Here is a 25,845-nt window from a genome sequence, read left to right on the forward strand (position 1 = left end):
TTACTTGTGTTTACAATGTGGCGCGATCACTTTGTTATTAAATTTAGAAAAATGTGGACACTTTTCTAAAACCTAAATCGTCATGAAACCTAGGCCCCGCAAGGCCTAGGCTCAAATCCAGTGCTTAACTTATCACACCCGAGTGATTTGAAAAGCCCTTTACGATAAATTTTTGCTATTTTGACTCACTTTTTGAGCTATCAGCGCTAAAACGCTCTATTGGCTGGGCTAAAGCGATGTCTAGCACGTCATCAATCCACTGAACTGGGTGAATTGATAAGCCTTCACGAACGTTCTCTGGTATCTCTTTTAAATCACGCTCATTCTTCATCGGAATGATAACTGTCTTAACTCCACCACGGTGTGCTGCCAACAGTTTCTCTTTCAAGCCACCAATAGGCAGTACTTCACCACGTAAGGTGATCTCACCAGTCATCGCCACATCAGAGCGCACTGGATTGCCGGTTAAGCTTGAAACCAGCGCAGTTACCATAGCAATACCTGCACTCGGTCCATCTTTGGGCGTCGCACCTTCAGGCACGTGCACGTGGATATCACGCTTTTCATGGAAATCATCGTTAATACGCAGCTTCTCAGTGCGATCACGAACAACCGTCATCGCCGCTTGAATCGACTCTTTCATGACATCGCCCAACGAACCTGTGTAGCTTAGCTTGCCTTTACCCGGCACCGCTGAAGATTCAATGGTCAGTAGGTCGCCGCCTACTTCTGTCCACGCAAGGCCAGTAACTTGACCAATGCGGTCATCACCTTCCGCTTTACCAAAGTCGTAACGCTGCACGCCTAGGAATTCTTCTAAGTTGGCCTCATCGATGACAACATGCTTAAGGTTCTTATCAAGCAGAATATTCTTAACCGCTTTACGGCATAATTTAGAGATTTCACGCTCTAAACCACGTACACCAGCTTCACGTGTGTAGAAGCGGATGATGCCGATGATGGCACTATCATCGATAGTAATTTCATCGTCTTTTAGGCCATTACGCTTGGTTTGCTTTGGAATAAGGTGCTGTTTAGCGATATTCAGCTTTTCATCTTCGGTGTAACCAGACAGACGAATAACTTCCATACGATCTAACAATGGACCTGGGATATTAAAGCTGTTTGACGTGGCCACAAACATGACATCAGACAAGTCGTAATCAACTTCGAGATAGTGATCCGCGAATGTGCTGTTTTGTTCAGGGTCTAACACTTCCAATAAAGCCGACGCTGGGTCACCGCGCATATCTGATGACATCTTGTCGATTTCATCTAATAAGAATAACGGGTTACGCACACCTACTTTGGTCATGTTCTGAATCAGCTTACCGGGCATAGAGCCAATGTAAGTACGACGGTGACCACGAATTTCAGCTTCATCACGCACTCCACCTAGCGCCATACGGACATATTTACGACCCGTAGCGCGGGCAATGCTTTGGCCAAGTGACGTTTTACCTACACCTGGTGGACCCACTAGGCACAGAATTGGGCCTTTGAGCTTGTTGGTACGATGCTGTACGGCAAGATATTCAATGATTCGGTCTTTGACCTTCTCAAGGCCATAATGGTCCGCGTCGAGAATCTTCTGCGCACCTGCTAAATCTTTTTTAACTTTGGACTTTTTCTTCCACGGTACATTGGTCATGGTATCGATATACGAACGAACAACCGTGGCTTCTGCAGACATAGGCGACATCATCTTGAGCTTTTTAAGCTCAGCCATCGCTTTCTCTTCAGCCTCTGATGGCATCCCCGCTTCTGCGATTTTCTTTTGCAGGCCTTCGAACTCATCAGGCACATCATCAAGCTCACCAAGCTCTTTTTGAATCGCCTTCATTTGCTCATTGAGGTAATACTCGCGCTGGGATTTCTCCATTTGTTTTTTAACACGGGCGCGAATCTTTTTCTCAACCTGCAACAAATCAATCTCGCCTTCCATCATCGCCATGAGGAATTCGAGGCGCTCAGTCACATCACTGATTTCAAGTACTTTTTGCTTTTCAGGTACTTTGATTGGCATATGCGCAGCCATAGTGTCAGCAAGTCGAGCAGGTTCCTCGATACCAGACACAGAAGTAAGTACTTCCGGCGGGATCTTTTTATTTAGCTTTACGTAGCCTTCAAATTGGCTAACAGCGCTACGAATGAATATATCGTGTTCGCGCTCGTCGATATCACTTGATGGAATGTATTCCACCTCAGCAACAAAGAAGTCGTCTTCTTGCGTGTACTTTTCGATTCGAGCACGTTGAGTTCCCTCAACCAACACTTTAACAGTGCCATCAGGCAACTTGAGCAGCTGTAACACACTCGCGACTGTCCCTACGTCGTAGATTTCGTCGCTATTAGGGTCATCCACTGAAGCATCTTTTTGCGCTACGAGGAAAATTTGTTTGTCTTTATCCATCGCTGCCTCAAGACAGCGAATTGATTTCTCACGACCAACGAACAAAGGGATTACCATGTGTGGGTAAACCACTACATCCCTAAGTGCCAGTACTGGAATTTCAACGCGATCCGTTCTTTCAAGCGTCATGCTAACTCTCTTCGGACTTCTTAAAATTTAAAGATTACCCAAGTATATGGGGATTGGCAGGGCAAAGTTCAACAAATTTATAAAAAAAGGAGCGAGATGCTCCTTTTTATTTTTATTTGCTCAATTTTTATACTATTTCATTGATATGAAAAGGTATTATTCGGAAGCAGCTTTATCTTGATTGGTGTTCTCATAGATAAGAATAGGGTCTGATTCGCCTTTAATCACGGTTTCATCAATCACCACTTTGCTGACATCTTCCATTGAAGGTAGTTCGTACATAGTGTCTAACAGCACGCCTTCAACAATTGAACGTAGGCCACGTGCACCGGTTTTGCGCTCCATTGCCTTGTGAGCAATGGCCTTTAGTGCGTCATCGCGAAACTCTAGTTCCACATCTTCCATCTCAAACAATGCAGCGAACTGCTTCGTTAACGCATTCTTCGGCTCGTTCAAGATTTGGATTAATGCGTCTTCATCTAATTCAGTCAAGGTCGCAACAACAGGAAGACGACCAATGAATTCAGGAATAAGACCGTACTTCACTAAATCTTCTGGCTCTACATCTTTAAATGTTTCGCTCAAGCTGCGCTCTGATTCAGATGACTTAACGTCTGCACCAAAACCAATACCTGTGTTTTTCGTGCTGCGTTGCTCGATAACTTTATCAAGCCCAGCAAATGCACCACCGCAGATAAACAAGATTTTAGATGTATCAACTTGCAAGAACTCTTGCTGTGGATGCTTACGACCACCTTGTGGTGGTACTGATGCAACGGTACCTTCGATTAACTTCAGTAGCGCCTGCTGCACACCTTCACCAGACACATCTCGAGTGATTGATGGGTTATCAGACTTACGCGAAATTTTGTCAATCTCATCGATATAAACGATACCGCGCTGAGCCTTCTCAACATCGTAGTCGCATTTCTGTAGTAGTTTTTGGATGATGTTCTCAACATCCTCACCCACATAACCAGCTTCAGTTAGTGTGGTTGCATCGGCCATGGTGAATGGCACATCAAGCAAGCGCGCCATTGTTTCAGCAAGCAATGTTTTACCACTACCTGTTGGACCAATAAGCAAAATGTTACTTTTACCAAGTTCCACACCATCACTAGAACCTGCGTTACGTAGACGCTTATAGTGGTTATAAACAGCGACCGAAAGTACCTTTTTCGCGTGTTCTTGACCGATAACGTAATCATCTAGGTGGCTACGGATTTCCTTTGGAACAGGCAACTTGTCAGATGCGTTCGCTTTAGGAGCGATATCCTTGATTTCTTCCCTGATGATGTCGTTACATAAGTCGACACACTCATCACAAATATATACAGATGGGCCTGCGATTAGCTTACGTACTTCGTGCTGAGACTTACCACAAAACGAGCAATACAGCAGTTTGCTTGTCTTTTCGCCGTCTGTTGGTTTATCAGACATTCAGCTACCTCATTCTTTGCGCTACGAACTTTATAACATTGTAGCAAATGGACTTCTTAAACAAATATACCAAACTTCGCGACATTATGCCGCTTCGATGGGATAAAAGAGTAACGCTAAGATTACTTAGCGTTACGTCTATCAAATACTGAGTCAACTAGACCGTACTCTACGGCAGCGTGAGCATTCATGAAGTTGTCACGGTCTGTATCACGAGAGATCACATCCAATGGCTGACCTGTATGCTCTGCCATCAGTCTATTAAGTTTATCTTTAATAGACAGGATTTCTTTAGCATGAATTTCAAAATCAGACGCCTGACCTTGGAATCCACCTAGTGGTTGGTGAATCATAACGCGTGAGTTTGGTAAACAGTGACGCTTACCTTTGGCGCCGCCAGATAACAAAAAAGCACCCATACTTGCTGCCTGACCAACACACAGTGTACTTACATCAGGTTTGATGAAGTTCATTGTGTCGTAAATTGACATACCCGCAGTCACAGAACCGCCTGGTGAATTGATGTATAGGTGAATATCTTTTTCTGGGTTTTCTGATTCTAAAAACAATAATTGTGCGACGATCAAATTGGCCATTTGGTCTTCAACCTGGCCAGTTAAAAAAATGATTCGCTCTTTGAGAAGACGAGAGAAGATGTCGTAAGAACGCTCACCCTTAGCGGTTTGTTCTACTACCATCGGGACTAATGCGTTAAGCGGATCTGTCATACCATTATTCATTATTACTTGATTCCTTAGTGACCGACACAAACTAAAATGGCTCGGTGCTTTGCGAACAAAGCATACGAGCCATTTAAACGTTGCTTGTAACTTAAGTCAACGACTTATTGAGCCGCCTGCGGGTTCATGATGTCGTCAAACGCAGTTTCAACGTCAGTTACTTTCGCTTTCTCAACGATTGCGTCTACCGCTTGCTCTTCTAGAGCAACGTTGCGCATTTGCTGCATAAGCTGGTCGTTAGACTTGTAGTATTCAACTACTTCACTTGGATCTTCGTAAGCTGAAGCCATAGTTTCGATTAGTTCTTCTACTTTCGCGTCGTCAGACTTGATTTCGCCAGCCTTGATTACTTCACCTAGAAGAAGACCTGTTTTAACACGCTTAACTGCTTGCTCGTGGAAAAGCTCTGCAGGTAGCTCAGGCATGTTTTGTGCGTTGCCGCCAAAACGCTGTGCTGCTTGCTGACGTAGCGCATCGATTTCTTGGTCGATAAGTGCTTTAGGTACGTCGATTTCGTTTTGAGCAAGAAGACCGTCGATAGCTTGAGCCTTCACTTTCGCTTTAACAGCTTGAGCAAGTTCACGGCTCATGTTCTTTTTAACTTCTTCTTTAAGAGCGTCAACACCACCTTCAGTGATACCGAATAGTGTAGCGAACTCTTCGTTTAGTTCAGGAAGCTCTTGAACTTCAACTTTCTTCACAGAGATAGTGAATTGAGCAGCTTTACCTTTAAGGTTTTCAGCGTGGTACTCTTCAGGAAAAGTTACGTCTGCAACAACTTCTTCACCCGCTTTCTTACCAACGATGTTGTCTTCGAAACCTGGGATCATACGACCTTGACCAAGCTCTAGTGGGAAGTTTTCAGCTTTACCGCCTTCAAACTCTTCACCGTCGATAGTACCAACGAAGTCGATAGTTACGCGTGCGTTGTCAGCAGCAGCTTCTTCAGTTTCAGCCCAAGATGCGTGTTGCTTACGAAGTGTTTCAAGCATGTTAGCTAGATCTTCGTCTTTAACTTCAACAACTGGCTTTTCAACTTCGATGCTCTCAAGACCTTTAAGTTCGATCTCAGGATATACTTCGAAAGTCGCTTCGAATTCTAGATCTTTACCAGCTTCAAGTGACTTAGGAGCGAACGTAGGTGCGCCTGCTGGGTTGATTTTCTCAGCGATGATAGCGTCGATGTAGTTACGCTGCATAAGGTCGCCAGCAACTTCTTGAAGTACAGCTGGGCCAAAACGCTTTTGAATGATAGAAACAGGAACTTTACCCGGACGGAAACCGTCAATACGCTGTGTTTTAGACAGTTGTTGTAAGCGTTTTTTTACTTCGGTCTCAACGTTCGCTGAAGGAACAGTGATAGTCAGACGGCGCTCAAGGCCTTGAGTCGTCTCAACAGAAACTTGCATGATTTACCTCAATCTTCAAATGTGGCGGCGTTGCGCCTTCCTTACATACATGGCGATCGTTTATCTTGGCCAATCACATTCTTCGGCAAATTGCCTAGGTGATGACGGGGCGATCCCTATGCCTGCACTGCCCTATGGGCACTTATGTTTAACAATAGACGCGGCATTATAACCTAATAATTATAAGAGTCGAGAGCGCAGGCCAATAAAATAGCGGATGATGAGGATTTGTAACAACTACAGCCTAGTTTCAAGTCACACAACGCAAAACTAGCTCAAATTACATACTTTTGCGGAAACAAAAGCTTGCAAAATGCTAACGGTATTATCGATAAGACTGCTTTGGTTTTTGAAAGTTATTTGACGCTTTGAAACGGGCGTTTCGAAATTGAGTAGAGATGGTCGGCGATGCAGGATTTGAACCTGCGACCCCTTGGACCCAAACCAAGTGCGCTACCAAACTGCGCTAATCGCCGATAATCTAATTGTGTTTTCTACCAGGTAAAGAGTGGTCGGCGATGCAGGATTTGAACCTGCGACCCCTTGGACCCAAACCAAGTGCGCTACCAAACTGCGCTAATCGCCGATATATATACCGGTAGAAAAATGGGGCGACTGACGAGACTTGAACTCGCGACAACCGGAATCACAATCCAGGGCTCTACCAACTGAGCTACAGCCGCCACAATAATGGCGCACCCGGAAGGATTCGAACCTTCGACCGACGGCTTAGAAGGCCGTTGCTCTATCCGACTGAGCTACGGGCGCGGTGCAACGAATACTTCTTCGTGTGCAAACCAAGTGACACTTTCAGCAGAAAGTGGTCGGCGATGCAGGATTTGAACCTGCGACCCCTTGGACCCAAACCAAGTGCGCTACCAAACTGCGCTAATCGCCGATACTTGTTTTGTCTGAGGTTTCGAACTCGACCCCTCGTTGACAACGGGGTGCATAATAGTGATTTGACCTGATGACGTCAAACACTTTTTTCACGCAATGTGTGCGTTTGCTCATTTTTAACACGCTTTGTCTAAGTTTTGTTATTTTTGGTCGATATTTTATCAATTTAGCCTATAAAACAGTGCTTTCATTTATTACACAGCTTGGCTACTCAACGCTTTTCTGCGAAAATATCGGCCATGTTCATTTGCGGTCACCCCTTTTATACACCGCAGAGAATAATGGTAAGTATTTCGTTCTAATTATGTGTAGTGATTTAGTGCCCCCTAAATACACACAACCCCAAATTAAAGGTTACTCATGACGGCAAACATCATTGATGGCAAGGCGATTGCGAAACAAGTTCGTACGCAAGTTGCACAACGCGTTGCAGAACGCAAAGAACAAGGGCTTCGTGCTCCAGGTTTAGCAGTTGTGCTCGTGGGCCAAGACCCAGCAAGCCAAGTCTATGTTGGTTCAAAGCGTAAAGCGTGTGAAGAAGTGGGCTTTGTTTCTAAGTCGTTCGACCTTCCGGGCGACACGAGTGAAGAGCAGCTTCTTGATTTGGTGGACCAGCTCAATGCCGACCCAGAAATTGATGGTATCTTGGTGCAACTGCCTTTACCTGAAGGGTTGAACGCTGAGAAAGTACTTGAGCGTATTACCCCACATAAAGATGTAGATGGCTTCCACCCTTACAATATTGGCCGTCTTGCGCAGCGTATGCCTGCCCTTCGCCCTTGTACACCAAAAGGTATTATTACCTTATTAGACTCGACTGGTGTGCGTTACAAAGGTATGCACGCAGTTGTTGTTGGTGCTTCTAATATCGTTGGCCGTCCAATGTCGCTTGAACTACTCCTTGCCGGCTGCACAACGACTGTATGCCACAAGTTCACACAAGACCTAGAAGCGCATGTACGCCGCGCAGATTTAGTTGTTGTGGCCGTGGGTAAACCTGAATTCATCCCAGGCGAGTGGATTAAAGAAGGTGCACTGGTGATCGATGTGGGTATCAACCGTCTTGACAGTGGCAAGCTTGTGGGTGATGTCGCCTATGACGTTGCAAGCCAACGCGCAAGTTATATCACGCCTGTGCCAGGTGGTGTTGGCCCAATGACTGTAGCAAGCCTAATTGAGAATACGCTTGAAGCATGTGAAAACTTCCACAGCTAATCGTCAGTCAACTAAAACATCAAAAAAGCCAGCTTAATTGCTGGCTTTTTTACTACTGTACATAACGCTTACGCTTTGCGCCATGTGGTTTTACCGGCGCTGTCTTCAAGAATAACACCCAACGCATTTAATGCGTCTCTGGCTTCGTCCGCAGCTGCCCAATCTTTGTTTTCACGGGCAACTCGACGTTTTTCAATCAGCGCTTCAATTTCTGCTGCTTCATCATCGTCTTGCTCACCTTGTAAGAAGGAGGCTGGGTCTTGTTGCGCAATACCCAACACTGCAGCTAATTTTACAAGAATGTATGCGTGTTGACCCGCGGCTTGAGCGTCCTCGCCCTTAAGACGATTAACTTCTTTCGATAGCTCAAACAATACAGGCAATGCTTCTGGCGTATTGAAGTCATCATTCATTGCAGTTTCAAAACGCTGAACGTATTCATTGTCTTTGAGGTCAACTTCAACCAACTCAACATCGCGCAGAGAGGTATAGATTCGCTCCAACGAAGAGCGAGCTTGTTCTAGGTTTTCTTGCGAATAGTTCAACTGGCTACGGTAATGACCATTAATCAAGAAATAACGCACGGTTTCACGGTCAAAGGCCTTGAGGACTTCGCGCACGGTGAAGAAATTGCCTAAAGACTTAGACATTTTCTCTTTATTCACTTGTACCATGCCGGTGTGAATCCAGGTTTTCACATAACGGCCGTTATTGGCACAGCAAGATTGTGCAATTTCATTTTCATGGTGCGGGAACTGCAAATCAGAACCACCACCGTGAATGTCAAAATATTCGCCAAGATGTTTTGAACTCATCGCCGAACATTCAATGTGCCAACCTGGACGACCTTCTCCCCATGGAGACGACCAGCTAGGCTCACCTGCTTTGGCTTTTTTCCATAATACGAAATCAAGCGGATCATCTTTGCCCGCGGCCACTTCAACACGTGCGCCTGCTTGCAGCATTTCCAAATCTTGTTGTGACAATGCTCCGTATTCTTTGAACGTCGACACGTCGAAAAGTACGTCACCGCTTTGTGCTACGTATGCATGCTCTTTAGCAATCAAGCGCTCAATCATGGCGATGATATCGTCCATGTGTGCCGTTACAGTCGGCTCAATATCAGCATCAAGAATATTCAATGCACGGAAATCTTCATGCATTGCAGCCGTCATACGCTCAGTTAGAGCGTTAATTGGCTCATTATTCTCGTTCGCACGATTGATAATTTTGTCATCGACATCGGTGATGTTACGCACATAAGTTACATCGTATCCTAGATAACGAAGGTAACGGTTCATAACGTCGAATGACACGTAAGTACGCGCGTGACCTACGTGGCAATAATCGTAAATGGTGATCCCACACACATACATGTCCACTTTATTCGCGTTTAATGGCTTAAAGTGTTCTTTTTGACGTGAAAGTGTGTTGTATATCTGCAACATTGCCAGGGGATCCTATCTGTTTTATTAATCGCGCTATCTTACCATCGCCCTGCGCAACTCGCCACATGACGGACACCGAAAAGCGACAAAAATAAACAGCTTGTACAGCTTTGTAACGGCCTTGTGCATTGAGAGTTTTAAGGTGCTGAGATAAAATAGTATCTTCACCTAATTAGAATAGAGATTCCCCATGGTTGTATTAGAAACCAATTTCGGCACCATCAAACTAGCTATGTTTGAAGCTGAAGCTCCTAAGACTGTAGCTAACTTCCTTAACTACGCTAAATCTGGCTTTTATGATGGCACTATTTTCCACCGTGTTATCGACGGTTTTATGATCCAAGGTGGTGGTTTTACACCGGGTATGGATCAAAAGTCAGTGCAAGATTCAATAGAGAACGAAGCAAACAACGGCCTTAGCAATAAAAAAGGCACTGTAGCGATGGCTCGCACGCCAGATCCACACTCAGCTACAGCACAGTTCTTTATCAACGTTAACGACAATGACTTCTTAAACTTCACCAGTGAAACCTCACAAGGCTGGGGTTACTGTGTATTTGCTGAAGTGGTTGAAGGCATGGATGTAGTTGAAAAGATCAAAGGTGTTGCGACTGGCTCTGCTGGTTTCCACCAAGATGTACCACTTGAAGATGTGGTAATTACTAAAGTTACTGTAGAGTAATTTAATATCAGCGCGGCTTTGCCGCGCTTTTGCTTTAAAGGCCCTCATGAGACGTACACTGTTTATTTCTGACTTGCACTTAAGTGCAACCCAGCCAGATATCACCGCTGCATTTTTCGATTTTCTTGATACCCAAGTCACCGATGAGGTCGATGCTCTTTATATTCTGGGGGATTTCTTTGAGGTATGGGTGGGTGATGATGCCAACGAACCGCTTAGCGATGAAGTAGCAGCACGTTTAAAAACAATCTCAGAGCACGGCATCAAGGTCTATTTCATTCATGGCAACCGCGACTTCTTGCTCGGTCAAAAGTATGCGCAGCGGGCGGGAATGACACTACTACCTGAACAAACCGTTATCAACCTTTATGGCACACCAACGCTGCTGTTGCATGGCGATGAAATGTGTACTCAAGACGTTGAATACCAAAAGTTCCGCAAAAAGTCGCGCGGTTGGTGGTGGCCAAAACTCATGTTGTCCATGCCGCTGTGGTACCGCCGTCGTGTTGCCCGAAATGCCCGTATAAAAAGTAAAATGAGCCAACAAAACAAGCGCGCTGAGATACTCGATGTAGAACCTAGCTCTGTCAGTGAGACGTTCACCCAGCACAATGTTGCACTCATGATCCATGGACATACTCACCGCCCAGCTATTCATTCTCATGGCGAAAACACTCGAATTGTTCTTGGTGATTGGTATACCCAAGCGTCCTATCTAGTGGCAACTGAACACTGTATCTCATTGCACTATGCGAATGAAATCAAAGAATTTTGTTTAGCTAATCAATCCTAAAGCGAACGATAGGCTATACTCCATAGCAAATCTTGCCAACAATGAGGTGTAGATTTGCTCACTCGTTTATTAGGCTCCATTGTATTCATTATGTCACTTGGCTTGTGTGCGCAAGCTCATGAGCGTGTGCGCATCGTAACTGAGCCATTCCCCCCCTATTTCTCACCAGAGCTTCCACACAATGGGTGGCTTGCGCATGTAGTCCATGAGGCATTTAGCCTTCAAGATATAGATTCCAATGTGAGTTATACCCTGTGGAGTCGCGCACTTAAAAACAGTGAAAGGCACAAAAATGTTGCTCTGTTGGGCAGTTATAAAACCCCATCAAGAGTGCAGCGCTACTTTTTTAGTTGCCAAATTGCGCAAACAAGCACGGGGTTTTTTCGTAATCGCCAAAGCAGCAAAAACTTTAACGGCAATGTAGCTATGCTTAATAACAGCATAGTGGTAACAGGGCGAGGCTACGCCACTGATATCGACATGCTTAAAGGCCTTAATACACAAATTCTTGAAGTGCCAGAAATTATTAAAGCCATTGAGTTACTCGCAAACAAGCGTGTAGATTGGGTATTGGGATCTAAGGAAGTCACGGAGTTTTACATCAAGCAATCTGAGTATGCCGACCTTATTGAGTTTGATGCGCCCGAACTCGAAAAAAGCTCACTGCATTTAGTTTTCAGTCGTGACTTCAAAGAAAATAAAGACCTACTTAAACACTTCCATCAAGGTCTCAAACTACTCATTTCATCAGGAAGAATAAACGAAATTCTTTCTCTGCATGGCTTTAATGAGCTGCAACAGCAAGAATATGTGCAACAGCTCAAACAAACGCTTTATGACACTGCAAGCTGCACGGGTTTGCCAGAGTGAAACTTAAAATCTTCATCGGCCGATGAAATAAGTTCAGCTTCAACCTCACCAAAGAAAGCTATACGTTCAGAGATATCCTCACCGGCGATTTCTTCAGCCAAAGAAAGATAATCTTGATAATGACGTGCTTCTGAGCGCAACAAGGAAATATAAAATTCACCTAAACGCGCATCAACATGAGGAGCAAGCATGGCGAAGCGTTCACATGAGCGGGCTTCAATGTAGGCCCCACAGATTAATTTATCAATGAGAGCTTGTGGCTCATAAGTACGAACGTGGCGCAATAATCCTTTGGCATACCGACTCGAAGTGATTTTATCGTATTCGATACCCGACTCTTGCATGATTTCGAGTACCTGATAAAAGTGATGCAGCTCTTCTTTTATAAGTAGCACCATCTTATCAATCAAATCTTGCCCGTAGGGTGCACTCGATTTTGGGATCATCGATTTATTTAAACGGTTATGCTCAGCAAGGTCTCGCCAGTCACCCACTTGGCGATAAGTGAAATCTTCATAAGGCTTGAGCCATTGCAAAAGCGCTTCGCCACTTTGCTCATCAACTGCATAACGACGAATAAGAAACATGGCACTTTGCGCGGCTTTGAGCTCACAAATTAAATGATCGGTCAAAATAACACGTAAGTTTTCTGGCTTTTGAGCTTGTTCAACCCACTCTGCGGGCGTTACGCATTGTAAAAAATCGTTAATGGGAGCCAATAGTTGCTGATACTTCTCGAGCATAAATACGAATAAATCATTGAGTAATGCCGCTATTTTACCACATTCGTGAGGTTTCGGGACTTTCTTGACAAAACTCGTGCTCTGAACGATACATAAATAAGTGCTGGTGAAAAATAATACAGCCAAAACAACCAGTTTAATTAAGGGGCACACTATGATCCTAAATCACTTATGGGGCTTATACGCTCATCCAGTTGAAGAGTGGCAAACGATTGATAACCGTCATGAAAGCTTACTTTACAGCTTATCTCACATCCTACTTATCGCATTAATTCCCAGCGCTATGGGCTATTATTCTGCGGTACACCTAGGATGGAGTATCGGTGCTGGCGATCCAGTTTATCTGACCCATGACAGTGCGGTTATGATTGGCGTAGCTATGTACGCGGCGCTGATAGTCGGCGTGTTTGCACTTGCTTATTTAGCACATTGGATGGCAAAAACATTTGGTGCTGAACCGACGTTCACCCAAACACTTGAGCTTGCAGCATACACCTCAACACCTGTTTTTATGGCGGCTTTTGCAGCGTTTTACCCAACACTTTGGTTCATCGTTTGTGTCGGCTTAGTGGCTCTTAGCTACTCTGTGTACCTACTGTACACGGGCGTGCCTATCTTAATGCACATTCCGCACGAACGTGGTTTTATTTATGCGAGTTCAGTGGTGACCTGTGGCTTGGTATTGTTAGTGATTATTCTCGCTGCCACCGCAATTCTTTGGACCAACGGTATTGTATCTCCTGTATTCAGTTAACGTTTTCGACTGAAATTAAAAAAGGCCGCATATGCGGCCTTTTTCTTAAGCGAATGCTTAGTCGTCTTGGTTATGAATTTCCAAGTTAGCAGACATCGCCTTCTCACGACCTGATTTAGCAGAATCGTTACGTAGCTCATCAATTCGATTTAAGTACGCTTGGTTAATGTCGCCCGTCACGTAGTTACCATCAAATACAGATGTTTCGAAGCGAGTGATCTCAGGGTTTTCCAATGATACCGCATCAACTAAATCATCAAGTGATTGGTAGATAAGACCGTTTGCACCGATGCTTGCGTTGATATCTTCAACTTCACGGCCGTGGGCAATAAGCTCAGCAGCAGAAGGCATATCAATACCGTATACGTTAGGGAAACGCACTTCAGGTGCAGCAGATGCAAAGTATACATTCTTAGCACCCGCTTCACGCGCCATCTCTACGATTTGCGCTGAAGTTGTTCCACGTACAATTGAGTCATCAACCAGTAACACGTTCTTACCTTTGAACTCGCGCGCAATAGCATTAAGTTTACGGCGTACCGACTTCTTGCGAAGTTCTTGGCCTGGCATAATGAAAGTACGGCCGATGTAACGGTTTTTCACAAAACCTTGGCGGTAAGGCAAGTTAAGCACTGACGCAATTTCGAGCGCTATGTCACATGAAGTTTCTGGAATAGGGATAACAACGTCGATATCTTTGTCTGCCCATTCACGCTTGATCTTTTCACCTAACTTAGTACCCATGTTGACGCGCGTCGCGTACACAGACATGTTATCGATTGTAGAATCTGGGCGAGCGAAGTATACAAACTCGAACAAACATGGGTTGTAAACTGATTTGTCAGCACATAATTTTGAGAACAACTGACCATCTTCGGTTACGTAAATCGCTTCGCCTGGCGCCACATCACGAATTACTTCAAAACCGTCAGTATCAAGTGCAACGCTCTCAGAAGAGAACATATACTCAGTGCCCTTTTCAGTCTCACGCTTACCGAAAATAAGTGGACGGATACCGTGCGGGTCACGAAATGCAACCATACCGTGACCGATGATCATTGCAAGTGTTGCATAACCACCGATTACTTTTGAGTTTACTTCCGAGATAGCAGCAAAGATATCATCTGGGTCTAGACGCATTTTGCCAGACTTGCACAGTTCGTGCGCAACAACGTTAAGAAGGATTTCTGAATCAGAAGTCGTATTTACGTGGCGACGAGCCTCAGTAAATAACTGCTCTTTCAACTGCTCTGCATTGGTTAAGTTACCATTGTGCGCCATGGCAATACCAAATGGAGAGTTTACATAGAAAGGCTGCGCTTCTGCTGAACTTGACGTTCCTGCGGTTGGGTAGCGTACATGGCCGAGACCAATATTGCCCTGCAGACGTTTCATGTGTCTTGTATGGAATACATCCTTAACAAGACCATTAGCCTTACGCAGACTGAAGGTATTATCTTCAATAGTAATAATACCCGCCGCGTCTTGGCCGCGGTGTTGCAAAACAGTTAAGCCATCATACAACGCTTGATTGACAGGCGATGTTCCGACTATACCAACGATACCACACATTAATTTTTCCTCGCCGATTAACGGTTAGCTGAATTTAAAAAGCTTGAGTTGTTTTCAAGGTAGTCGAAGAACCACTCGATAACAAAGCCAAATTCAGGGATTAGTCGAGATGCGCTCCACCAGTTTGTATTTGGGGCTCCGGTAAAGGCATCCAGAAAGAAAAGAATAGCGCTTACGACCAACACGCCACGCAGTGCACCGAACACAATACCAAAGAGGCGGTCGGTGCCTGATAAACCAGTACGTTCTACTAGTTCACCAAGGATGTAATTTAGCAATCCGCCCAATAGCAGCGTAGAGAAAAACAGTATGGCTATCGCTGCTGCATTTCTTAAAAGGGGTTCTGAAATGTTCGTAAGGTAGGAAGCTAAATAGGGATAAAAGATACTGGATACAAAAAACGCGGCGGCCCAAACAGCAAGTGACATAGACTCTTTAATAAAGCCTCGCACCAAGCCAATAATGGTAGACAGTGCAATAATGCCGGCAATGGCGTAATCAACCCAGATCATAATAACCACTAGTCGTTAGTTTGGGGCGCATTCTATCGGAGCGAGGCACTAAATGCCAGATCATTTTGTCACTTGAAATTGAGTGATGCGGCCTTTCAAATTGGTGAGCTTTTGCAGTTTAGGTAACTGTTGCTCAAGCTTAGACTTATCTAGTTCTGGGCCAACCAACACTTTAGTTAACGTGCCGTTTGGCGTCTTTACCGCACGGGTAAACACATTAAAACCATTGTCTTTAAGCTTTTTAGTCAGCGCATCTACACTGCCCTGACGAGAAAAAGCACCTAATTGAACCACGTAGGCCATTTGCGTCAAATTACTTTGTGCAGGGCGTTCCAGCGGCTCTGGCGGAGTAAGAGTCGATACAGTTACTGTTTCTTCGTCTGCTTCATCTGCCTTAGGTTGCTCGGTGTCAGTTGCTTGTGCTTGTGCAGGGGGTTGCTCGGGTGTTGACTCAGGAGTTTGAGCCACGAGCTTTTCATCATCAGCATCAAGTTCTTGCACCGCTGCATCAGCTGGTAGTTTGGCTTCATCAGCTTTTTGCGACAAAGCCTCTTGAAGGTCAATAGACTTAAACTCAGGGCGCTCTGGTATTGCTTTAAAGCCCTCTTTGTAGCGCACTTTGTCGCCATCAAGAATATTGGGGATAAAAACAATAGCAGCGACTACAACGATGGTGGTACCAACTAAGCGATTAACAAACCCTGAGTTCACTTTTTAAGCCCTTAACTATCAAAAAATGTGATTGCTTCTGCAACAGTGTAAAACGATCCGAATATAATCAAAAGGTTTTGCTCACAAAGTTGTGGTAAAACCGATGAAATTGCATCGCCCACTGTATCATAAGTACCGTTTACAGATACAAAAGACTGTAACGTTTTAGCTAATTGCTCAGCTTCAGTACCGCGAGGGTTATCCAAGCTTGCCACATGCCAAAAATCAACAGCATCTTGCATCGCAGTGGCCACATCACCATGTTCTTTGTCAGCCAGCATGCCGACCAAAGCGTGAATAGTAAACCCCTGCTCCTTAAACGAATTTAAACGTTTGGCCAAAAAGCGAGCTGATTCTCTATTGTGAGCGACATCGGTATAAACCAAAGGATCTTCACTGAGTTTTTGGAAACGCCCCTGCACAGTTAGGCTTTTAAGCGCATCTGCAATCACCGTGGCATCGGGTAATAAGTCCAACTTGTAAAGCACACTCAATGCGGTTGCCGCGTTCTGCGCAGGAATGGCTGGCTGCGCGAAACACAAGTCGTAATCAGCCATCTTCCAACTAAAGGTGAGCGAGTCCTCACTGAAATGAAAATCACGACGTGACAAACATAAATCAGCGTTAATTTCTTCACCGTAATCAATAACGGTATGTGGGATATCTAAATCACCGACAATTGCAGGCGTACCAGTACGGAAAATACCCGCTTTGTCGTAGCCAACAAGCTCACGGGTATCACCTAAATATTCTTTGTGGTCTAAATCGACCGTGGTGATCACGCTAGCGACTGGTGTCACTATGTTTGTTGCGTCATAACGACCACCTAACCCCACTTCAAGCAGTACATAATCGACATCCATACGCTTGAAAATCGCCAGCGCGCCCAAAGTGCCATATTCAAAGTAGGTTAACGCTGTATCACCACGACTCTGGTCAAGCTCGTAAAACGCATCGACATGGAATTGATCGTCTAATTCTGCGCCATTAATACGCACTCGTTCGTTGTATCGAATAAGGTGTGGGGAAGCATAGGTGCCTACAGAAAACCCCTGAGCCAACAGAAGCTTTTCAAGGCATTGGGCTGTGGTGCCTTTGCCATTGGTTCCCGCGATAAGGATAATCTTGCTGCGAGTTTGTAGTAAACCGACCTGTTGCGCTACTTTCTGTACGCGCTCAAGGCCCATTTCAATGTTGGCAGGATGAAGTTGCTCTAAATAACAAAGCCAATCATCTAAGCTAGACGATTGGCTCGGTTTAAAATCTGACATAGGTAAGTTTCTAGATTGCCGAGAAATTTACGCTACTCTATGCTCTTGTTCCGTAGAAGGCAAGTTCATTAGCTTGGCAACTAAGCGAGCCAGTGTGTCTCGCATTTCACGACGGTCAACGATCATGTCAATTGCACCGTGCTCAAGCAAGAATTCACTGCGTTGGAAACCATCTGGTAGTGTTTCACGTACAGTTTGCTCAATAACACGTGGCCCAGCGAAACCGATTAGCGCTTTTGGTTCAGCAACATTTACGTCACCTAGCATCGCTAATGAAGCAGATACACCACCCATAGTTGGATCCGTCAGTACTGAGATGAAAGGCAAGCCTTTTTCACTCATCTTAGCCAGTGCAGCACTTGTTTTAGCCATTTGCATCAATGACATAAGTGCCTCTTGCATACGTGCACCGCCTGACGCTGAGAAACAGATAAGTGGCATGTTGTGCTCTAAACACACATTCACTGCTTCAACAAAACGAGCGCCAACAACTGAACCCATTGAACCGCCCATGTAAGCGAACTCAAATGACACAGCTGCCACTGGAATACCCTTTAGTTGGCCTTTCATAGCCACTAAGGCATCTTTCTCACCACTGCTCTTTTGTGCAGCGTTGATGCGGTCTGAATACTTCTTAGAGTCTTTAAACTTCAGCACATCTTTTGGTTCGAATTGTGCGCCTAATTCTGAGCGACCAGCATCATCTAAAAATAGCTCCAAACGCTTACGCGCGGTAATACGCATGTGGTGGTCACACTTCGGACATACATTCATTGCCTTTTCTAGCTCAGCCTTGTAAAGGATGGCATCGCATGAAGTACATTTAGCCCATACACCCTCAGGAATTTCTTTTTTGCCTGAAGACTTAGTCGTTTTTGGTAAGATCTTTTCTAACCAGCTCATTTGCAACTCTCTTAATGCTTGTTAGTAGCGGGGTAACTCAGCACCCCAAAATTAGCCGATAAATTAGCACAATTAAAACATGAATTTAGTTGCTTAGATATAAAAAACTGGTCGGCGTAGTCTAATACGGCGACCAGTCAAACTATTGTATGAACAAATTTAGGCTGATGTGTCTTAATTATTAGGTAGGAACAGCGGCCCTAATGGCGTTGAAGGAATTTGCCATTTCTCAGGATAATCAACGTCGACGAGATATAAACCGTTCGGTTTTGCTGTTGCACTGGCTTGCGTTCTGTCTTTGATCTGCAGTAAGTGTTGCATCCAATCTGGCTCTTGCTCACCGACACCGATATCAATTAAACAGCCCGTGATATTGCGTACCATGTGGTGCAAAAACGCATTGGCTTTGATATCAATGACAATGTAATCGCCCACACGCTCAACATTGAGGTGGTGAATGTTACGAAACGGCGTATTGGATTGGCAGTGTACAGCTCGAAACGAAGTAAAGTCTTGCTCACCTAACATGTAATGACACGCTGCCTGCATGCGTTTTTCATCCAAAGGATGATGGTAGTGAGTCACACCTGAGCGCAAAATACCAGGGCGATAAGGGTGATTGTAAATTACGTAACGGTAACGTCTTGCCGTTGCACTGAAACGAGCGTGAAACTCATCATCCGTCTGCATCGCATAACGTACAGCAATGTCATCTGGAAGCTGTGAGTTCATGCCGAGTGTAAATGCGCCCATGTCACGCTCAGCATGAGTATCAAAATGAACCACCTGGCCTGTCGCATGTACACCAGCATCAGTGCGCCCTGCACAGGTGATCTCCACTGGGTGGTTACAGATACGGGATAAGGCTGTTTCGATTTCTTGTTGGATACTGCTGACATGAGATTGACGCTGCCAACCACTGTAGCGAGCACCGTTGTATTCAATTCCTAAAGCGACGCGCATTGACTTACTGTATTGCTGAAAATTTCCGGCATTTTATATGCTCCACGAGGAAATAGCTAATTTCCCACCCTTTACTGCTGTTATTAACCCCAACAAACAAAGAGAAGTAAACATTTAAAAACAAAAAAAGCAGCCTAAGCTGCCTTTTTCAATGTTAACTTTGTAATCGTTCTTTAAGCGCTTGCGCTTCCTCTTGCAACGACTCGGGTCCATTATCTAAAACTTCTTGAAGTGCCTCCAAGGCAGAGTCTACATCATCAATTTCCATGTAAGCTCTTGCTAAATCGAGTTTGGCGCTAAAGCCGCCGTCTTCAGCATCAACATCTGTTTTTGGCGTATCTTCAAGCAAATCATCGAACTCCCCTAGCCCGACATCCATATTAGGATCCTTGTAAGGCTCGTCTTCGGAATCCGCTTCATCACTTTGTTCTAGCAACTCATCAATATCCACGTACGCCTGCTCATCGATTGCAGTCTGTGGCTCACTAAGTGGAGATTCACTAGTCTGGGTGTCATCTGCAAGTAGCGCACCTAAGTCTAATTCTTCCTCTTGAGCATCAGCTGAAATATCGTCAGGCTCTGCCAGCTCATTGAGTAACGCGTCAAAATCGGTTTGCGTTAAATCAGCAAGGAAGTCTTCATCCATTTGCGAGTCATCTGCTTGGACAAAGTCTTCGTCAAACGAGGCGTTTAGGTCGCTCTCTAAGTCATCATCAAGTAAATCACCTAGCTCTTGTGCACCTGCCAAAGCCATCGCTTCACTTAATTGTTGTTCAGTTTCACTACTGAAATCTTCGTCAAGCTCGAGCTCTGGGTAATCCTCTAATTGCGCACTTGGATTCTCAACGTCTCCCATTTCAACGGGCTGTTCAATGACTGTCGCTTCTTGTTCAGGGTCATCCAGTAATGGGTCATCGCCTAAATCGATTTCTAAGCCAGGCTCTTCAAAATCAGAAAAGTCGTCTTCTAACCCTTGCTCCAAAGCGTCACCATCAGCAACTAATTCATCAGTGATAGTGTCGTCTTCTAATTCCAGCTCTAAGCTTGGTTCATCAAACTCTGAGAAATCTTCATCTTTGGCCGTTGATGCCAACTCATCTAACTCAGTTTGCTCTTTTGCTGGCTCCGAGTAAGGAATATCAAAATCATCTTCGTCTGCGCTTGCGAGTTGGTCCTCAAGCGATAATTCGTCTTCATCCTGCTGCCCATCAGCAAGTTCGGGCTCATCTGAATGGCTATCCAAAACAGCTTCTGTGGTCAGTGCACTTGCTAATTCTTCATCAACACTCGTCCCTGAATCTTCACCAAGCTGCTCCTCTAACCCAAGCTCGTCTTCATCATCAAGTTCGACATCATCACCAAGATCGACATCATCCGCGGCAGTTTCGTCTAGTAACGCATCTGCGTCTAATTCATCTTGGGCAGCAAGTTCGGTACTCTCATCGGCTGCTTCATCTGTCTGTTCATCGAGCAGTGAATCAACTTCCTGCTCATCTTCTGTAACAAGCTCAGTATCATCCGCTGCGGTTTCATCCAGCAACGCATCAGCGTCTAACTCGTCTTCCGATTCAAGCTCTGCACTGTCGTCTGTTGCTTCATCCAGTACAGCATCAACATCTAATTCGTCTTCTTCGCCAAGTTCGACCTCATCCGCCGTCGTCTCATCCAGCAACGCGTCAACGTCTAACTCGTCTTCCGATTCAAGCTCTGCACTATCGTCTGTCGCTTCATCCAATAAAGCATCGACATCTAATTCGTCTTCTTCGCCAAGTTCAGCATCATCCGCCGCCGTTTCATCTAGCAACGCATCAACGTCTAACTCGTCTTCCGATTCAAGCTCTGCACTGTCGTCTGTTGCTTCATCCAGTACAGCATCAACATCTAATTCGTCCTCTTCGCCAAGTTCAGCATCATCCGTCGCTGTTTCATCCAGCAACGCGTCAACGTCTAACTCGTCTTCCGATTCAAGCTCTGCACTGTCGTCTGTTGCTTCATCCAGTAAAGCATCGACATCTAATTCGTCTTCTTCGCCAAGTTCAGCATCATCCGTCGCTGTTTCATCTAGCAACGCATCAACGTCTAACTCGTCTTCCGATTCAAGTTCTGTACTATCGTCTGTCGCTTCATCCAGTAAAGCATCGACATCTAATTCGTCTTCTTCGCCAAGCTCAGCATCATCCGTCGCCGTTTCATCTAGCAACGCATCAACGTCTAACTCGTCTTCCGATTCAAGCTCTGCACCGTCATCTGTCGTTTCATCAAGCAAAGCATCGACATCTAATTCGTCCTCTTCGCCAAGTTCAGCATCATCCGTCACTGTTTCATCTAGCAACGCATCAACGTCTAACTCGTCTTCCGATTCAAGTTCTGCACTGTCATCTGTCGTTTCATCCAGTAAAGCATCAACATCAAGTTCATCTTCTTCACCAAGCTCAACGTCTTCGCTCGCTGGTTCATCCAGTAGCGCATCGACATCTAATTCGTCTTCGTCACCGAGAGCGTCAAGGTCTTGCGGTAATTGCTCATCAGCTAGCTCTTCTGAAAAAGCAGCCATAGCCTCGTCGCTATCATCACCCGTTTCCAAAGCTGACGCTTCCTCGACTTCATCGCTTAGGTCATCATCTGTGGCAAACAAATCATCGATGTCGTCATCTGATAGGATGTCGTCCGGCTCACTCTCTGGTGGCACATCAACACTGATGTCTTCATTGGGTAAATCAAAATTTTGCTGTAAAACTGCCTCTTCTTGCGACACTACGCCGTTGTCTTCATCATCAAAAACAATGTCGTTGTCACCAAGTAGATCGTCCAGTTCATCTTGATCGAGTAAAGAGTCTGTATCTGCTGCGCTTGCATCGTCTTCGTATAAAATGTCATCGCCAGAATCAAGGAAGTCATCATCATCTAGTTGAATACCCGGCTCATCGAGTGGCTCATCCAACATGTCATCTAAAGGCCCATCAAGTGGATCATCTAGCGGTAAATCGTCTAATCCATCATCACTTGCTGACAAGTCCAAATCATCAATGCCACTTGTTGTCGCTTTCTCAGTATTGAGCGTCGGTGCTTGGGGAATAAATTCGTCGTCATTAGTTGGCTGCGTGGGTTCCTTCGCGCCGCGTTTTTTCAAGATGAAGATGATGAGGGCCAATATTGCTAAGGCTGGAATCGTCATCATCAGGACCAGCTTTAGCCAATCGGGAATGCCATCTAAAACGCTTTTATTTGCTTCTTCTTGCGCCTTCTGTTTTCTTGCCAAGGCCTCTCGCTCAGCAAGGATTTGTTGCAATTGCTGCTGTAGTTCCGCATCTTTTTCATCAAGTTGCGTTTTTACTGTGCTCAGCTGCTGGGTAATTTTCTCTAACTGTGACTTTAATTGCTGGTTTTCAGCCAAGATTGATTCAACGTCTGTCACCGAAAGCTTAAATTGTTCCTGCAATTGCGCTAGGCGCTCGCTTTGCTCTTGCTTTACCTGTTCCAGTTCGGTCTTTAGTTCAGATTTCGCTTTTTCTACGTCTGCTTGACGCGCTGAGTCAGTTTGTTTGGCAACAAGGTCGATTTCACCCGCGTTGAGTTTGCCGGACTTAATTTTCTCCCATAACGCATCATCAAGCTCAGACTTTTGGCGCGCGCGCTTGGGATCAATAGTACGAATTTCTTGCAGCGATGGAATGCGCAGATAAGCACCATCAACCATATGGTTTAGGTTCTTATCTAAAAAAGAATCAGGATTTTTCTCATACAGAGCGACCATGACTTGGTACATAGTCACCGAATTGTCTGGCCTCACCTTAGCAGCGATACGCCAAAGGGTATCGGTCGGTTTTATAGGGCCGATTGAGCGCCCCTGCTCACCATAATCAACGCCTTTGGGGCCGCGAATTTCTGTGTTCTGTGCGCTTGCACCACTGTGTGTAAGGGCTGCTATCAAAAAAACCAGTGTGACTAAAGTGCGCATGCTCTTCCTTTAATAACTTTTATACTGTGTTTGCAGGCTGTGATCGTGTGACCATTTTCTGACGAATCGTTGTTATTCTTATGCTTACCAGCAAGCATCATTCCACTTTCAAACTATAAACCAGTTATTTATGAATATCCACGGCCAAAAAGGCAAATTGCATACTTTGTAAAGTTTTTGATAAATAACAAAAAAGCGGCCTTCGGCCGCTTTTACTATAGATAGTGAGCAATAAGCTCTTCAGCAATCTGCACGCTGTTCGTTGCAGCCCCCTTACGGGTGTTATCGCTGACAACCCACATGTTCAAGCCATGGGGATGTGAAATATCTTGCCGTACTCGGCCAACATATACACTGTCATTGCCACTGGCGTCAGAAACAGGCGTTGGGTAGTCATGTTCGTCTTCAATCAACTCTACGCCCGGCGCATCTTGCAGCAACTGTTTTACATGCTCAATGTCTACTGGCATACGGGTTTCTAAGTGAATCGCTTCAGCATGGCCGAAAAAGACAGGTACGCGCACAGCTGTTGGGTTAACCATGACAGTCTCATCACCCAAGATTTTTTTCGTTTCCCATACCATTTTCATTTCTTCACGGGTGTAGCCATTGTCTTCAAAGGCATCAATCTGTGGAATAACATTAAACGCCATTTGTTTGGTGAACACTTTGTTGTCCATCGGGCGGCCGTTCATTAGATTCGCTGTTTGTTTAGCGAGTTCGTCCACCGCTTCTTTGCCAGCGCCAGAAACAGCCTGGTACGTGGATACGTTAATGCGCTCAATGCCATATGCATCGTAAATTGGCTTCAATGCCACAAGCATTTGGATGGTCGAACAATTAGGATTTGCAATAATGTTACGGTTACGGAAATCCGCGAGGCTCGCGCTGTTCACTTCAGGCACAACTAACGGGACATCGTAGTCATAGCGAAACTGTGAGGTGTTGTCGATAACAACGCAACCAGCCTCGGCAGCGATAGGTGCATACTTTTCAGATACGCTGCCACCTGCTGAAAACAAACCAATATGTGCTTGTGAGAAGTCAAATTCTTCTACGTCTAGCACTTCAATAGTTTCGCCATTAAATTCGGTGTCTTCACCCGCAGAGCGACTACTCGCCAGAGGGAACAGCTGATCGACCGGAAAGTTTCGCTCAGCGAGAGTTTCGATGATTTGGCGTCCAACCAAACCGGTAGCGCCCAGTACGGCAACATTAAATTTTTGCGACATGCTTTCTTCCTCAAGGCATTAAATACTGAACCCAAACGCTGCCAAAGCGCTCAGGTTAGGGTTATCACCAGTAAGCTTCAGTGTACTTAGCTCACGGCGAACCGGATATGTTTTACGCAAAACGTCAAAGCCATGGCTATGCAGTTGTGCGCGCAAGATGGCGTCATCGCGACGCACATCGTAAATTAGGTGAACAAGAGAGCCTAATTCGTCTAGGCTCCAAGTGCTGGCGAGCGTCAGCTCACTCAAGCTCGGTGTCGGTAAGTGATCCGTTAGCGTACTTTGGGGTTCGATACCAAGGTGTTGGCACAGAGTTTCGTACAACATAAACGTGCCGCGCCCTTTGCCTTCTAACGTATGGCCGGCGATGTGCACAGTGGCCAGTTCTACAAACGGCAATAAATCTTCTAAGATGTCAGGCTCGTTTTCCCATACATCAAGCACTAAACACAAGTCATCGAGCTGCTCTTGGCGCGCCAATAGTGCTTGGTTGTCAATCACATCACCACGACTTGCGTTGATCACAATTTTATCGGCGGCTAGCGCATTGATACGCTGCTGGTCGAGTAAATGATAGGTGCAATGCGCGCCCTCTTTGACCAAAGGAACATGGAAAGTGATGATGTCCGCTTGTGCCATGGCCGTATCTAAATCATGCCATTGTCCTGCATCACCGCGCTCTTGGCGAGGGGGATCCACCAGCAAGGTTTTCATACCGATGGCTGAGAGTTTATCCGCCAAACACTGGCCGATACTGCCCACACCAACAATGGCAACGGTTTTGTCGAACACTGAAAAATGCTGCTCTTGCGCCAATGTAAAAATAGCGCTCAATACATATTCGGCAACAGCTACAGAGTTGCAGCCAGGGGCGCTTGAGAATGGCACATTACGGCCATTGAGGTACTGCTCGTCGATATGGTCGACGCCAATCGTAGCAGTGCCCACAAACTTGAGTTTGTCGTTGCGTGCCAACAGCGCTTCGTTGACTTGCGTCACTGAGCGAGTTAATAACACATCTGCATGCTGAGCTTGCTCTGGGGTGAGAGACCTGCCATCAAAGCGTTCTATTTCACCCAATGAAGAGAAAAACGCCTCTACAAGCGGCATATTTTGGTCTGCTAATATTTTCATTATTTGTCCCAGCAACAACAGCGGAGCGGTATTTTATACCAAGTTGAGTAAAT

The 25,845-nt window shown here is 45.3% G+C and carries 20 protein-coding genes and 5 tRNA genes; 5 read left to right on the forward strand and 20 right to left on the reverse strand.

Translation table 11 applies throughout. The annotated features are described in order from the left end of the window. Positions 1 to 175: 175 nt before the first annotated feature. From lon to V1358_RS02585, 9 genes are all read right to left on the reverse strand, one after another. Complete coding sequence (gene lon, locus V1358_RS02545) at positions 176 to 2,542, reverse strand: endopeptidase La (RefSeq protein ID WP_347389109.1); 2,367 nt, start codon at positions 2,540 to 2,542, stop codon at positions 176 to 178. Positions 2,543 to 2,698: 156 nt separating this feature from the next. Beyond that, a complete protein-coding gene (clpX, locus tag V1358_RS02550) occupies positions 2,699 to 3,982 on the reverse strand; it encodes an ATP-dependent protease ATP-binding subunit ClpX (protein WP_347389108.1) in 1,284 nt (427 codons plus the stop codon). 122 nt (positions 3,983 to 4,104) lie between these two features. Further along, complete coding sequence (gene clpP, locus V1358_RS02555) at positions 4,105 to 4,722, reverse strand: ATP-dependent Clp endopeptidase proteolytic subunit ClpP (RefSeq protein WP_347389107.1); 618 nt, start codon at positions 4,720 to 4,722, stop codon at positions 4,105 to 4,107. Between the two features lie 104 nt (positions 4,723 to 4,826). Further along, positions 4,827 to 6,131 (reverse strand): trigger factor, encoded by a 1,305-nt coding sequence (tig, locus tag V1358_RS02560; RefSeq protein WP_347392487.1) that lies wholly within the window; start codon positions 6,129 to 6,131, stop codon positions 4,827 to 4,829. A gap of 399 nt (positions 6,132 to 6,530) precedes the next feature. After that, positions 6,531 to 6,607 (reverse strand) — tRNA-Pro (locus tag V1358_RS02565). Positions 6,608 to 6,640: 33 nt separating this feature from the next. Then, positions 6,641 to 6,717, reverse strand: a tRNA-Pro gene (locus tag V1358_RS02570). A 21-nt stretch (positions 6,718 to 6,738) separates the two neighbouring features. Beyond that, positions 6,739 to 6,814: transfer RNA gene (locus V1358_RS02575), tRNA-His, on the reverse strand. 8 nt (positions 6,815 to 6,822) lie between these two features. After that, a tRNA-Arg gene (locus V1358_RS02580) sits at positions 6,823 to 6,899 on the reverse strand. Between the two features lie 53 nt (positions 6,900 to 6,952). Beyond that, positions 6,953 to 7,029, reverse strand: a tRNA-Pro gene (locus V1358_RS02585). Between the two features lie 362 nt (positions 7,030 to 7,391). On the opposite strand from V1358_RS02585, the gene folD reads away from it, so the two are divergent. Then, positions 7,392 to 8,246: a bifunctional methylenetetrahydrofolate dehydrogenase/methenyltetrahydrofolate cyclohydrolase FolD gene (folD, locus tag V1358_RS02590; protein WP_347389105.1), complete on the forward strand. Its 855-nt coding sequence runs from the start codon at positions 7,392 to 7,394 to the stop codon at positions 8,244 to 8,246. A 68-nt stretch (positions 8,247 to 8,314) separates the two neighbouring features. Here the strand turns inward: folD and cysS are convergent, their stop codons facing one another. Next, a complete protein-coding gene (gene cysS, locus V1358_RS02595) occupies positions 8,315 to 9,694 on the reverse strand; it encodes a cysteine--tRNA ligase (RefSeq protein ID WP_347389104.1) in 1,380 nt (459 codons plus the stop codon). Between the two features lie 190 nt (positions 9,695 to 9,884). Here cysS and V1358_RS02600 point away from each other — a divergent pair, with 190 nt between their 5' ends. Genes V1358_RS02600 through V1358_RS02610 form a run of 3 tightly spaced genes read left to right on the forward strand, consistent with a single transcriptional unit; the run spans position 9,885 to position 12,039 of the window. Then, positions 9,885 to 10,376 (forward strand): peptidylprolyl isomerase, encoded by a 492-nt coding sequence (locus tag V1358_RS02600; protein WP_347389103.1) that lies wholly within the window; start codon positions 9,885 to 9,887, stop codon positions 10,374 to 10,376. A 46-nt stretch (positions 10,377 to 10,422) separates the two neighbouring features. Beyond that, on the forward strand, positions 10,423 to 11,169 hold the full coding sequence (locus V1358_RS02605; protein ID WP_347392488.1) for a UDP-2,3-diacylglucosamine diphosphatase: 747 nt from the start codon (positions 10,423 to 10,425) through the stop codon (positions 11,167 to 11,169). A gap of 54 nt (positions 11,170 to 11,223) precedes the next feature. Continuing rightward, positions 11,224 to 12,039, forward strand: coding sequence for a substrate-binding periplasmic protein (locus V1358_RS02610; protein ID WP_347392489.1), 816 nt, complete (start codon positions 11,224 to 11,226; stop codon positions 12,037 to 12,039). Here the strand turns inward: V1358_RS02610 and miaE are convergent. Then, positions 12,003 to 12,782, reverse strand: coding sequence for a tRNA isopentenyl-2-thiomethyl-A-37 hydroxylase MiaE (gene miaE, locus V1358_RS02615; protein ID WP_347392692.1), 780 nt, complete (start codon positions 12,780 to 12,782; stop codon positions 12,003 to 12,005). The two genes, V1358_RS02610 and miaE, sit on opposite strands and share 37 nt — an antisense overlap. Positions 12,783 to 12,936: 154 nt before the next feature. Between miaE and V1358_RS02620 the strand changes: the two genes are divergently transcribed. Beyond that, positions 12,937 to 13,536 carry a Yip1 family protein gene (locus V1358_RS02620; RefSeq protein ID WP_347389100.1) on the forward strand — a complete coding sequence of 200 codons (600 nt, stop codon included), beginning with the start codon at positions 12,937 to 12,939 and terminating at the stop codon, positions 13,534 to 13,536. Positions 13,537 to 13,593: 57 nt separating this feature from the next. Here the strand turns inward: V1358_RS02620 and purF are convergent, their stop codons facing one another. The 9 genes from purF to V1358_RS02665 form a co-directional block, all read right to left on the reverse strand. After that, positions 13,594 to 15,108, reverse strand: coding sequence for an amidophosphoribosyltransferase (gene purF / locus V1358_RS02625; protein WP_347389099.1), 1,515 nt, complete (start codon positions 15,106 to 15,108; stop codon positions 13,594 to 13,596). A 17-nt stretch (positions 15,109 to 15,125) separates the two neighbouring features. Then, a complete protein-coding gene (locus tag V1358_RS02630) occupies positions 15,126 to 15,620 on the reverse strand; it encodes a CvpA family protein (protein ID WP_347392490.1) in 495 nt (164 codons plus the stop codon). A 60-nt stretch (positions 15,621 to 15,680) separates the two neighbouring features. Beyond that, a complete protein-coding gene (locus tag V1358_RS02635; protein ID WP_347389097.1) occupies positions 15,681 to 16,331 on the reverse strand; it encodes an SPOR domain-containing protein in 651 nt (216 codons plus the stop codon). Between the two features lie 11 nt (positions 16,332 to 16,342). Then, on the reverse strand, positions 16,343 to 17,602 hold the full coding sequence (gene folC / locus V1358_RS02640; protein ID WP_347392491.1) for a bifunctional tetrahydrofolate synthase/dihydrofolate synthase: 1,260 nt from the start codon (positions 17,600 to 17,602) through the stop codon (positions 16,343 to 16,345). A 27-nt stretch (positions 17,603 to 17,629) separates the two neighbouring features. Then, positions 17,630 to 18,505 carry an acetyl-CoA carboxylase, carboxyltransferase subunit beta gene (accD, locus tag V1358_RS02645; protein WP_347389095.1) on the reverse strand — a complete coding sequence of 292 codons (876 nt, stop codon included), beginning with the start codon at positions 18,503 to 18,505 and terminating at the stop codon, positions 17,630 to 17,632. A 174-nt stretch (positions 18,506 to 18,679) separates the two neighbouring features. Beyond that, positions 18,680 to 19,468: a tRNA pseudouridine(38-40) synthase TruA gene (gene truA, locus V1358_RS02650; RefSeq protein ID WP_347389094.1), complete on the reverse strand. Its 789-nt coding sequence runs from the start codon at positions 19,466 to 19,468 to the stop codon at positions 18,680 to 18,682. A 154-nt stretch (positions 19,469 to 19,622) separates the two neighbouring features. Continuing rightward, entirely contained in the window at positions 19,623 to 23,426 is a 3,804-nt protein-coding gene (locus tag V1358_RS02655; RefSeq protein ID WP_347392492.1) for a FimV/HubP family polar landmark protein, read from the reverse strand. Between the two features lie 215 nt (positions 23,427 to 23,641). Continuing rightward, complete coding sequence (locus V1358_RS02660) at positions 23,642 to 24,658, reverse strand: aspartate-semialdehyde dehydrogenase (protein ID WP_347392493.1); 1,017 nt, start codon at positions 24,656 to 24,658, stop codon at positions 23,642 to 23,644. Between the two features lie 18 nt (positions 24,659 to 24,676). Beyond that, positions 24,677 to 25,792, reverse strand: coding sequence for a 4-phosphoerythronate dehydrogenase (locus V1358_RS02665; protein WP_347392494.1), 1,116 nt, complete (start codon positions 25,790 to 25,792; stop codon positions 24,677 to 24,679). Positions 25,793 to 25,845: the final 53 nt, after the last annotated feature.

Source organism: Pseudoalteromonas pernae, assembly GCF_039831865.1.
Lineage (GTDB): Bacteria > Pseudomonadota > Gammaproteobacteria > Enterobacterales > Alteromonadaceae > Pseudoalteromonas > Pseudoalteromonas pernae.